Origin of the sequence: Dactylosporangium sp. NPDC051484 (genome assembly GCF_040689395.1) — a bacterium.
Classification (GTDB): Bacteria; Actinomycetota; Actinomycetes; order Mycobacteriales; family Micromonosporaceae; genus Dactylosporangium.
Window position 1 is genome coordinate 293,418 of record NZ_JBFAZX010000007.1, and the last position, 11,128, is coordinate 304,545.

The window sequence follows — 11,128 nt, forward strand, 5'->3', positions numbered from 1 at the left end:
CGACGTACGCGCGCCCGCCGGATCCAAAACGGCAGAGCACTTTCGGCGATGCGACCCGAGCGGCCCATCTCCAACGATGGACTGACCATTCGTCCGTCGCCGGAGGAACACATCATGCAGCAGGACATCGGCCGGCCGGAGGTATCGGTCGTCATCCCCACCTACAACCGCGCGCCGTTGCTGCGCCGGATGCTCGAACAGCTGACCCGGCAGGACGTGCCGCTCGACAGCTTCGAGGTGATCGTGTCCGACGACGGTTCCTCGGACGACACCCGGGACGTCGTCGAGGCGTTCGCCGGCCGGCTGCGGATCGGCTACCACTTCCAGCAGGACCAGGGGATGCGGGTCGGCCTGGCACGCAACGAGGGTGCCCGGCTGGCCACCGCCCCGGTGCTGGTCTTCCTCGACTCGGGATGCATGGTCGGGCCGGACTTCGTGCGTCAGCACCTCGTCGCGCACGCCGACCCGGCGGCTCGTCGCGCGGTCATTGGGTACGCCTGGGGTTACAACCCGATGGAGGACCCGGTGCCCGGCCTGGCCGAGGCGTTGGATCAGATGCCCCCGGAGCAGGTGCTGGCGCGGTTCAAGGACCAGCCGGCCATGCGCGACGTCCGCCACCCGGCCCTGGAGGCGTACGACTTCGAACTCGCCCGCATGCCGCTGGCCTGGCGGGCGTTCTTCACCAACAACTGCTCGGTACGCACCGACGAGTTCTGGGCGGTGGACGGCTTCGACGAGTCCTACGTGCTGTGGGGCGCGGAGGATCTCGACCTCGGCCTGCGTCTGGAGCGCAACGGCCTGACCCCGTACGTCGTCCGGGACGCCTGGATCATCGAGTGGCCGCACGAGCGGGTGATGACCGAGCGGTGGCAGGAGCTGATCGGCAACATGGGCCGCTTCCTGGCCAAGTACCCGGAGCCGGCGATCGAGCTGGGCTGCCTGGTGGCGGAGCGCGCCGAGTACTGGCGCTGGGAGCAGGAGTGGCTGGACCTGCTGGAGTGGACCCGCAAGTCGCATGACATCGACGTCGCCGAGGAGGTCGCGGCCGCACTGCGGCGGACCGGGTCGGGGCAACGCGTCGCGATCATCGGCTGTGGTGCCGTCCTGCCGTCCGGGGCGGAGCAGGCCCACGTCGCCGACTTCGACCGGGAACTGCTCGACCAGGCGACGCGGGGCGCGACGGTCACCGGCCACCACGCGATCGGCATCCGCACCGTGCTGCCCGACCAGAGCGTCGACGTCGTCATCGTCACGTCCCGCCTCGCCGGGCTCTGGGAACGCTGGGGCGACAGCGTGCGGGCCGAAGCGGCGCGCATCGGCCGCAAGGTCGACGTCTTCGCCGATCACCCGGGCGCCCTGGGGTAGTCGACATCACCCGTATCACCCGTTCGTTGTGAGGAGCAACTTTGTCACCGTCAGACGTCCTCATCATCGGTTCCGCGGGCTACGTCGGCACCCGGATGTCGGCCGGCTTCGCCCGCGCCGGCTACCGGGTCGCAGGCCTGCAACGGCCGGGCGGCACGCCGGTCGACCCCGCCTACCGGGCAGTGCCCGGTGACCTCGCCGACCCGCCGTCGCTCGTCGAGGCGGCCCGCGGCTTCGATCTGGTCATCCACCTCGGCGCGATCCTCGACGAGCGGCTCGACCTGGCCGGGGTGGACGCCCTCATCGAGGCCGGCAGTCCGATGATCATCACTTCGGGCAGTGACGTGCTCGGCGCGGGCCACGTGGACGAGGACGACGTCCCGCATCCGCATCCGCTGGTCGGCTGGCGTGACGAGGTGGAACGCCGGGCGCTGGCCGCGGGTCATCGGGTGATCCGGCCCGGTCTCATCTACGGCTCCGGCGGCGGCGTGGTGCAGAACATGATGGTCCCGTTGGCGCAGCGCCTCGGTGCGGGCGTCTACGTCGGCGAGCCCGACGTGCGCTGGGGGGCCGTCCACGTCGACGATCTACCTCCGCTGTACCTCGCCGTGGCCAGGTCCGCCGCTCCCGGCACCGTGTGGAACGCGATCGCTGAGAACGTCCTGGTGGATCGCCTGGCCGCGCTGGTCGGCTGTGGCAGGACGATCTCGTGGCCGGAACACGAGGACGTCCCGCCGGAGTACGCCCCGATCGGGGGCCTGTTCCGGCTGCACCAGGTGGTCTCGTCGCAGAAGACCCGCCGGGAGATGGGCTGGGTCCCCCGGCACACCGACGCGGTGGCGTCACTGGCCCAGGAACTCGCCGCGGCCGGGTTCCCGGTCCGCCCCGAGGACCTCGGCCACAACCCAGCCGCAATCGTGCCCTGACATGGGCCCGGAACCGTCGAAACGTCTGGAAATTCAAGGAACTGCTGGAGGTCCCGTGAACAGCCCGTCCGAACCCATCGTCATCGACGCCACCGGCCGTGACATCCACGCCGAGGGCGCCCGCATGCGTGCCCAGGGTCCGATCGCCCAGGTGGAACTGCCCGGCGGGGTCCGGGCCTGGTCCGTGGTCGGCTACGAGATGGTCCGCAAGGTGCTGACCGATCCGCGCTTCGCCAAGGATGCCCGCAAGCACTGGCCCGCGTTCGTCAACGGGGAGATCGGCCCAGACTTCCCGCTGATCGGCTGGGTGATGATGGAGAACATGACCACCTCCGACGGTGAGGACCACGCCCGCCTGCGCAAGCTGGTCGCCAAGGCCTTCACGCTGCGCCGGGTCGACGCGATGCGGCCGCAGATCGAGCAGATCGTCGCCGACCTGCTGGACAACCTGGCGGCGCTGCCGCCGGGTGAGGTGGTGGACCTCAAGACGACGTTCGCCCAGGCGCTGCCCACCAAGGTGATCTGCGACCTGTTCGGTATCCCGGAGGAGCTCCGCGACGACGTGCTGCGCGGCGGCCAGGTGAACGTCGAGACCACGATCAACCACGAGGAGGCGGTGGCCAACGTCGAGCAGTGGCACGGCGCCATCAACGACGTCATCGCGCTCAAGCGCCGCGAGCCCGGCGAGGACCTGATCAGTGCCATGATCACGACGCAGGAGGAGGACGGCTCCCGGCTCAACGACTCCGAGATGGCCGGCACCGTGCACCTGATGCTGGGCGCCGGGTCGGAGACGACGACGAACCTCATCTCCAACGCGGCCCTGGCGATGCTCACCAACCGGGAGCAGTACGAGATGGTCCGCACCGGACAGCTCTCCTGGCGCGACGTCATCGAGGAGACGTTGCGGGTCGAGTCGCCGATCGCCCAGCTGCCGTTCCGCTTCACCACCGAGGAGGTCGACATCGCCGGGGTGACGATCCCGAAGGGGGACCCGGTGCTGATCGGCTTCGCCGCCTCCGGCCGCGATCCGCAGCTGCACGGCGAGAGCGCCGACACCTTCGACATCACCAGAGCCGACAAGGAACACCTGGCGTTCGGGCACGGCATCCACTTCTGCATCGGCGCTCCGCTGGGCCGGCTGGAGGCGGCGGTCGCGCTGCCCGCTCTGTTCGAGCGTTTCCCGGATCTCGCGCTCGCCATCCCCCGTGAAGAGCTCGCGCCTCAGGGCACGTTCCTGCTCAATGGCCGGGCCGAGCTGCCGGTCACGCTGCACGCGCACGCCTCGGTGAGCGGGTAGTCCGCGGCCGGCACTGCGACGAACGAGCCGCCGGTTCTCCGGCGGCTCGTTCGTCATGCTGTCCAGCTGCGCTTCACACCACGCCGGAGACCCTTGGCAACGGCTCGCCGGCCCGCGACTGCCTGCGCCCGACCTCGCGCGCCATCACGAAGCTCGCCCAGGCCGCGGTCTCGAGCAGCTTGACGTCGCCGGGGTGGTACCGGCGGAACTCGTCGATCACCTTCGCGTCCATCTGGAACGACGCGAAAGCGGTGAGCAGGGCCAGCCGCGCGGAGGCCTGCTGCGCGGGGGCCAGGTCCGCGATCAGCTCCTCGCACCAGGCACGGCTCGGTCCGGCGTCCTCGCCACGCCATGCCTCGAGACGCTCCAGCACCAGCCGCTGTACGGCCGGCGGCACCGTACGTCTGCCCGCGTCCTCGAAGGCCGCGTACGAGCGGCTGACCGCGGCGGCGATGTTGGCATGATCGCGCGCCCACGCCGCCGACTCCGGCAATGGGTCACCGGCCGGCAGGAACCGTAACGAGGTGCCGGAGTCGAAGCGGCCGCGCAGCACCGGCGCGAGCACGTAGCTCAGTCCCTGCTTGAAGCGGCGCCTTCCGCCCGGTCCGAGGCGGGGCGGCAGCAGGTAGCCGGGCTGGAAGACGTTCACCATGCGGGCGATGTAGTGGAAGCTCACCAGCACGCCGACGAGCTCGGCACGCTGCTCTTCCGGGAAGGGCACACCCGTCTGCGGGCCACGCGGCAGGTGCGCGTGCCGGGCCCAGGTGGCGATGGCCCGGATCCGGCGGTCCTGGACGTCGCTGATGCGGTCACCGGCGATCGCCTCCGCGTCGCCTTCGGTGGACAGGTCGTACAGCCCGGTCGAGTGCATGTCGACGCAGAAGGGGCAGGTGTTGGCCAGCGACACCGCCGACGCGACGGCCTCCTTCGCCAGCCGGTCCGCGGCCCCGGCGGCAACCAGCGGCTCGCGCATCAGCATCCACTCCGCCGCGAGCAGCTGCGGCACCGGCGAGTGCGCGAGCACCGGCGGTAGCACGATCTTGAACTCCCGCCGGACCTGCTCGTAGATCAAGGCGACGTCGCCGCTCGCCGCGCTCGGCGGGACCGGTGTGACGTGCACGACCTGACGTGCGGCAACTGACGCGGTGATCCGCCTGACGACCATGTCGCCCTCCCAATGTCGTGGTGATCGTCAGTACAGTCCGCCGCCTTTCGTCAAGTCAACGAATACGGCGGCACCACGACGAAAGTAAGCACGTTGGAGAACGTCGCCGGATAGACGTCATCGGCACGTCTCACTATCCATGCATCTGCGCCCTGAACAGCACGAACAAACAAGCCGATCCGCACTCCTTGAGAAGTATTCGAACGACGATGACGACAGGATGGCGGATGTCGGCTCGCGACGGCCCGTTGTTCCTCGACGTCACCCCGGTGGGACGTCAACTGACCGTCCCGGCGAGTCGGCATGCCCATTCGCGTTCGGCCCGTGCGCCGATTCCTGCTCCGGATTCGAGAAGGGGGAACCGTTGCCCTCGCAACCTGTCGGCGCCCTGCGCCGACTCATCCCAGCGTTCGTCGTACTCGCCCTGATCGCCCTTCTGTACGGCGCGGCGAGGTTGCCCCAGGCGTCGGCAGCGACCCGGGCGAGCATGGCCGAGCGGTACCAGTTCAAGCAGATGCCGATCGCACTGCCGGCTGGGCTGGCCCAGCACACCGTGCGCCAGGTGAACCCGGCCTACGAGCACATCAAGTCCTGGATCTCCTCGGTCGGCGCCGCGATCGCGGTCAACGACCTCGACGGCAGCGGGATCGCCGACGACCTGTGCCTCGTCGACACCCGTAGCGACTCGGTCATCGTCACCCCGGCCCCGGGCGGCCGCGGCACCTACAAGCCGTTCGTGCTCGAGCCGGCGCCGCTGCCGACCGGCCCCGCCGTCGCCCCCATGGGCTGTGTGCCGGCCGACCTCAACGGCGACGGGTGGGTCGACCTGCTCGTCTACTACTGGGGTCGCACGCCCGTGCTGTTCCTGAAGAAGCCGCAGCAGGAGCCCCTCTCGCCGGCGGCCTACGTGCCGACCGAGCTGGTGCCACAGGCCGCCCCCGCCGACGGGGTGTACCGCGGTCCACTGTGGAACACCAACGCGGTCGCGGTGGCCGACTTCGACGGTGACGGGCATGCCGACGTCGGGGTGTTCAACTACTTCCCCGACACGCAGGTCCTCGACACGCACGGTGCGCCCAACGTGCAGATGAATCACTCCATGTCGCACGCCCGCAACGCCGGCGGCGCGCACATACTGCGCTGGGTCGGCGCCACCGGCGGGGCCAAGCCCAGTGTGCAGTTCCAGGAGCAGCCCGCCATCGATCCGGCGGCCGGCAGCGGCTGGACGCTCGCCGCGGCGTCCGCCGACCTCGACGGCGACCTGCTGCCCGAGCTGTACCTCGCCAACGATTTCGGCAATGACCGGTTCTTCCACAACGTGTCCACGGCCGGCCACATCAAGTTCGACCTCGTCGAGGGCCGCCGCGGAGCGTTCGACCCGAAGTCGATGGTGATGGGGCACGATTCCTTCAAGGGCATGTCGGTCGACTTCGCAGACCTGCGCGGCAGCGGCCGGTTCGACGCGTTCGTCAGCAACATCACCGAGTCGTGGGGCCTCGAGGAGAGCAATCTCGTCTGGTTCAACACGGCGGCGAGTCCGCAGGACGCCCGGGCGTCGATGGCGAAGGGCCTCGCGCCGTTCGAGAACCGGGCGTCGGAGACCAACCTCGCCTGGGTCGGCTGGGGCTGGGACGCCAAGATGGCCGACTTCAGCAACAGCGGGCATCTCGCGATCGTGCAGGCGTGCGGCTTCGTCAAGGGCGACATCAACCGGTTCAACTGGTTGCAGGAACTGGCGATGAGCAACGACCTGCTGCTGCAGGACCCGAAAATGTGGCCGAAGGCGGAGCCCGGTGACGACATCGCCGGCAAGAACACGCTGGCCTTCTGGGCGCCGGAGGGCAACGGCCGCTACAGCAACCTCAGCGCCGAGCTCGGCCTGAACGTGCCGATCCCGACCCGTGGCATCGGCGTCGCCGACGTCGACGGCGACGGCGGCCAGGACCTCCTGGTCGCCCGGCAGTGGGGCGAGCCCGCCTTCTACCGCAACACCAGCCCCAACCGCGGCGCATTCGTCGGGCTGCGGCTCTACCGGCCGGCGCTGACCGACACCGCGCCGGGCGACACCGTGGCCGCCCCGCCGGGGCAGCAGACGGACGTCGCGCCGCACGGCTCGCCCGCCTACGGCGCCGTCGTCCGCCTGACCACCGCCGACGGACGGACCCAGATCGCCCAGCTCGACGGCGGTGGCGGGCACTCCGGCAAGCGCAGCTTCGACGTCTTCTTCGGCCTGGGCAACCAGGGCAGCCAGCCGGTCCGCGCCGACATCAGCTGGCGCGACGTCAACGGCGCCGTACACCAGCAGACGGTGACGCTGACATCCGGCTGGCACAACCTGATGCTCACCGACCAGGCCCGTGAGGTGACCACGTCATGACCGACGTCCGTATCAACCCCGCTGATACCGGCGACCGCGGCAGCACCACCGTCCGCAGTACCCCTTCGGGCTCCGCGCCCACGTCGCCCGGCCGGGGCCCGGCGGTGCCCCGCATCGACCGGCGGGACCCGCGCTACCTGGCGCTGCGCAACTTCGCCATCTCGATGAGCATCTTCAACATCCTCGGCTACACCGTGCTCGGCTTCGAGCAGCCGTGGGCATGGCCGTTCTTCGCGCTCCTCGTCGGCTACTCCGTCGAGTTCGGCGCCGAGACGATCGCCGCCTGGGCGAACCGGCGCCCCGCCGCATACAGCGGCAACGGCGTCTGGGGCGTCTACACGTTCATGCTGCCGACCCACATCACGGCGCTGGCGGCGAACATGCTGCTGTACGCCAACGACATGTTCTGGCCGATCGCCTTCGGCGTGGCCGTCGCGGTGGGGCAGAAGTACGTGCTCCAGGCGCCGATCAAGGGCCGGATGCGGCACTTCATGAACCCGTCCAACTTCGGCATCACCGCCACGCTGCTGGCCTTCTCCTGGGTGAACATCGCGCCGCCGTATCAGTTCACCGAGCGCGTACCCGACGTCATCAGCATCGTCATCCCGCTGATCATCGTCACGGCCGGCACCGTGCTCAACGCGATGCTGACGAAGAAGGTGCTGCTCATCATGGGCTGGGTCGGATCGTTCGTGATCCAGGCCTTGGTGCGCCACTGGGTCTGGGACGTGGCGCTGTGGGCGGCGCTGGCGCCGATAACGGGTGTCGCGTTCGTCCTGTTCACCAACTACATGGTCACCGACCCCGGCACCAGCCCGTCGGCCGGGCGCCACCAGTTCATGTTCGGCGCGAGCGTCGGCACCGTCTACGGCGTGCTGATGTTCTTCAACGTCGTCTACACGTTGTTCTTCGCCGTCACCATCGTGTGCCTCATCCGGGGCGCGTACTGGTGGATCAGGTGGCTGGCGCAGGGGCGCCAGCACGTCGCACCGGACGCGCGGCCACAGGCCGTGGCGAGCGCCGGCTGAGCGCGCGCCGAACCAGCACCTCCGCGCGGGCGGCGGCACGCGCCGCCGCCCGCGCGGTCCGACGGGGCCCGCAATCGGGCGGGTCAGCGCATCCAGGGAGCCCACATGACCTCGCACCTCGATGTCCTTCGGCGCGATGAAGCGCTTCGCGCCGCCTCTCGCCCCCGCAACGTCCTGCTCACCGTCGTGCTCAGCGTCGCCGCGGGCATCGCGCTCGCGGTGCTGTGGTCGTTCGAGCTGGTCGACAAGGAGATCGGCGACAACGTCGCCAACACATTGCTCGGCCACGATGCCAAGCAGTCCGCCATCGCCGGCACCTTCGCCGGGCTCCTCTTCGCGTTCGTGTCCGGCCTGGCCGGCACGTTCACCGCCTGCAACATCGCCATGGCGGCCGCCGTCGGGCCGCTGACCTCCGCCGGGGCCGAGCGGTCCGGTCGCGCCTCCGGCGTGCTGCGGACCCTGCTGCGCCCGACCGCGTACCTCCTGGCGGGCATGGTGGCCGTCTCGGCCACGTACGGCTTCGTCGGTGTGCTGCTCGGCGAGCGACTGCCGCAACTGTCCACCGGGACGGTCGGCGGCATGCCGGTGCGGCTCATCCAGTCGTCGGTGGTCTTCGGCCTCATCGGCCTCGCGCTGGTGTACCTTGGCCTCGCCTCCCTCGGCGTGGTGCGCGACGTGTTCGCGCACCGTCCGACCGCCCGGGTCGTCGTGCTCGGCGCGCTCATCGGCGGGTTCCTCATCGGCCGGCCGTACCCGCTGTTCAACAAGCTGTTCCACTACGCGGCCGACACGGACAACCCGCTGTTCGGCGCCGCCGCGTTCGTGTTGCAGTCACTGGGCAACGTCACCCTCGTGCTGGTGGTCTTCGCGCTGGCGACCCTGCTGACCCGCGGCCGGTACATCACCTGGCTGGCCGGGAGCCCGCGCCGGGCCGCGCTCGTCTCCGGCGTGCTGCTGCTCGCCCTGGGTGTCTTCACCGTCGTGTACTGGGACGTGCGGTTGCCCTCGATGTTCGGCTTCGGCTGGTTCCCCACCATGCCGTACAACTCCTGATCCGCACAGCATTCTCGAAGTCGTTCGACTGATGACGCTCAATTACCGTCGTTCGCAGGCTGTGTCCAAGTTTCGTCTGGAGGTCATCGTGTCGAGCACCGTGGCGCATTCCGGGTCTCCCGGAGCTCTCTCCGTTCTCAACAGCGCACGTCACCGTTTCGCGCTCAACACCTTCATGGCGATCGTGCTCGCACACTGGGCGGAGCACATCGCCCAGGCATACCAGATCTGGGTGCTGGGCTGGCCGCGCCCGAAGGCCCGCGGCGTGCTGGGGGAGTTCTTCCCGTGGCTGGTCTCGTCGGAGTGGATGCATTACGGCTACGCCCTCATCATGCTGGTCGGGCTGTTCCTGCTGCGCCCGGGTTTCGTCGGCCGGGGCCGCGTCTGGTGGACGGTCGCCCTGGCCATCCAGTTCTGGCACCACATCGAGCACCTGCTGCTGCTGCTGCAGGCCCAGACCGGCCACTTCCTGTGGGGCAAGGCGGTGCCGACGAGCGTGCTGCAGCTCGTCTACCCCCGGGTGGAACTGCATCTGTTCTACAACTCGATCGTGTTCATCCCGATGGTCATCGCCGTGTACCTGCACCTGCGCCCCAACCGGGTCGAGCTCGACCAGACGGCCTGCAGCTGCGTCAGCGGGCCACGGCGGGCACTGCTCGTCCCGGCCCAGTGACGGACGCGATGCCACGGCCCAGGCGTGGCGCGGCGGTGTGGGGCGCCTTCGTGGCGCTCGCCGGCGCGCTCGCGCTGTGGCCGGCGTCCGCGCAGGCACGTGACATCGTGGTGGTGTCGGTCGATCCGGCCGACGCCACCGCGCTGTCGGCCACACCGACCGAGATCGTGCTCACCTGCACCGGGCCGCCCGACGCCGACGCGTCGCACGTCACGGTGCGCGACGGCACGGGAAAGGCCCTCACCGCCGGCGTCGAGGCACGGGCCGTCGGTAGCACGCTGCACCTGCCGGTCACGTTCACCACCAACGGTGACTTCACCGTCGTGTACCACGTGGTGCTCGCCAACGGCGACGACGCGGTGGGGGTGGCCCGGTTCAGTATCGGCACCGGCGTCGCGCCGTCGGTCCCGCCACGCAGCGTGCAGGACGACGAGCTCGCGTCGGCCACGGCACACCAGCACGGGGGCGTGGACCCGCTGGGTGGCACGCTGCTGCTGATCGACGTGCTCGTCGTGTTCGGCGCGGGGCTGCTGCTGATCAGCCGGCCCGGCCCGGTGCGGCGCCTGCGTCCCGGCCCGGCTCCGGAGGTCTGATCGACCAGGATACAAGAGAAGCCCGGCCTCCCGGCTGGGCTTCTCTTCGTGTCACCGCCGATCCGATCGGCGCCCGGCCGACCGTCCACACTGGATCCGGCAGTCGCGCTCAGGCGCGCCGGTCGGTGGTGAACGGCTGCAGCGCGCGCAGCAGAGCCTCAGGGATCCGGCTCGGCTGGGTCTGCGTGTTCGGGCCGCGCATGCACGCGACCCGCTGTCCGCCGCGCGCCACCAGGGTTTCCCCGCCGCCGGGGTCGAGGCGGACGTAGTCGAACCTGAACTCTATCTGGGTCTGTGCCAGGTCCGTCAGGTACATGCGGATCGCGAGCTCGTCGAACGCGGTGATCTCGGCGAAGAACTCGCAATGCACCTTGAGCGTGAACAGTTTCAGGTCCTGGCGCAGGTCGTCGAGCACGTCCGGTGCGTGCAGTTTCAGGAACATCTCACGGCACCGGCCCTGCCAGCGCAGGTAGTTCACGTAGTACACGTTGCCCACGATGTTGGTCTCTTCGAAGCCAACCGTGTGCGGGTGCTCGAAATACTTGTCCATGCCTAGGCACGCCCTTCACTCAGGACGGCGAACACCACTGGGTCCGACTGCCCACGCGCGGATGAATGACGAGGTCCTCGAATCACGGGACCACCGGA

10 protein-coding genes are annotated in these 11,128 nt (G+C 69.6%); 8 read left to right on the top strand and 2 right to left on the bottom strand.

What is annotated here, in order from left to right; translation table 11 throughout:
* Positions 1–114: 114 nt before the first annotated feature.
* The 3 genes from AB0367_RS16250 (at position 115) to AB0367_RS16260 (ending at position 3,591) form a co-directional block, all read left to right on the top strand.
* Positions 115–1,365, top strand: a complete 1,251-nt coding sequence (locus AB0367_RS16250; RefSeq protein ID WP_366227094.1) for a glycosyltransferase — start codon at positions 115–117, stop codon at positions 1,363–1,365.
* 41 nt (positions 1,366–1,406) lie between these two features.
* Positions 1,407–2,291, top strand: a complete 885-nt coding sequence (locus tag AB0367_RS16255; protein ID WP_366227095.1) for an NAD-dependent epimerase/dehydratase family protein — start codon at positions 1,407–1,409, stop codon at positions 2,289–2,291.
* A gap of 124 nt (positions 2,292–2,415) precedes the next feature.
* Entirely contained in the window at positions 2,416–3,591 is a 1,176-nt protein-coding gene (locus AB0367_RS16260; RefSeq protein WP_366227126.1) for a cytochrome P450, read from the top strand.
* Positions 3,592–3,664: 73 nt separating this feature from the next.
* Here AB0367_RS16260 and AB0367_RS16265 read toward each other — a convergent pair whose 3' ends face one another.
* Positions 3,665–4,756 carry a carboxymuconolactone decarboxylase gene (locus AB0367_RS16265; RefSeq protein ID WP_366227096.1) on the bottom strand — a complete coding sequence of 364 codons (1,092 nt, stop codon included), beginning with the start codon at positions 4,754–4,756 and terminating at the stop codon, positions 3,665–3,667.
* 364 nt (positions 4,757–5,120) lie between these two features.
* Here AB0367_RS16265 and AB0367_RS16270 point away from each other — a divergent pair, with 364 nt between their 5' ends.
* The 5 genes from AB0367_RS16270 (at position 5,121) to AB0367_RS16290 (ending at position 10,480) form a co-directional block, all read left to right on the top strand.
* A complete protein-coding gene (locus AB0367_RS16270) occupies positions 5,121–7,133 on the top strand; it encodes a CRTAC1 family protein (protein WP_366227097.1) in 2,013 nt (670 codons plus the stop codon).
* Positions 7,130–8,161 (top strand): enediyne biosynthesis protein, encoded by a 1,032-nt coding sequence (locus AB0367_RS16275; RefSeq protein WP_366227098.1) that lies wholly within the window; start codon positions 7,130–7,132, stop codon positions 8,159–8,161. The genes AB0367_RS16270 and AB0367_RS16275 overlap by 4 nt, the downstream gene beginning before the upstream one ends.
* A 105-nt stretch (positions 8,162–8,266) precedes the next feature.
* Positions 8,267–9,214 (top strand): hypothetical protein, encoded by a 948-nt coding sequence (locus AB0367_RS16280; RefSeq protein ID WP_366227099.1) that lies wholly within the window; start codon positions 8,267–8,269, stop codon positions 9,212–9,214.
* A 175-nt stretch (positions 9,215–9,389) separates the two neighbouring features.
* Positions 9,390–9,887, top strand: coding sequence for a hypothetical protein (locus AB0367_RS16285; protein WP_366227127.1), 498 nt, complete (start codon positions 9,390–9,392; stop codon positions 9,885–9,887).
* Positions 9,888–9,895: 8 nt separating this feature from the next.
* Positions 9,896–10,480 (top strand): copper resistance CopC family protein, encoded by a 585-nt coding sequence (locus AB0367_RS16290; protein WP_366227100.1) that lies wholly within the window; start codon positions 9,896–9,898, stop codon positions 10,478–10,480.
* Between the two features lie 109 nt (positions 10,481–10,589).
* On the opposite strand, the gene AB0367_RS16295 is transcribed toward AB0367_RS16290, so the two are convergent.
* A complete protein-coding gene (locus AB0367_RS16295) occupies positions 10,590–11,030 on the bottom strand; it encodes an acyl-CoA thioesterase (protein WP_366227101.1) in 441 nt (146 codons plus the stop codon).
* Positions 11,031–11,128: the final 98 nt, after the last annotated feature.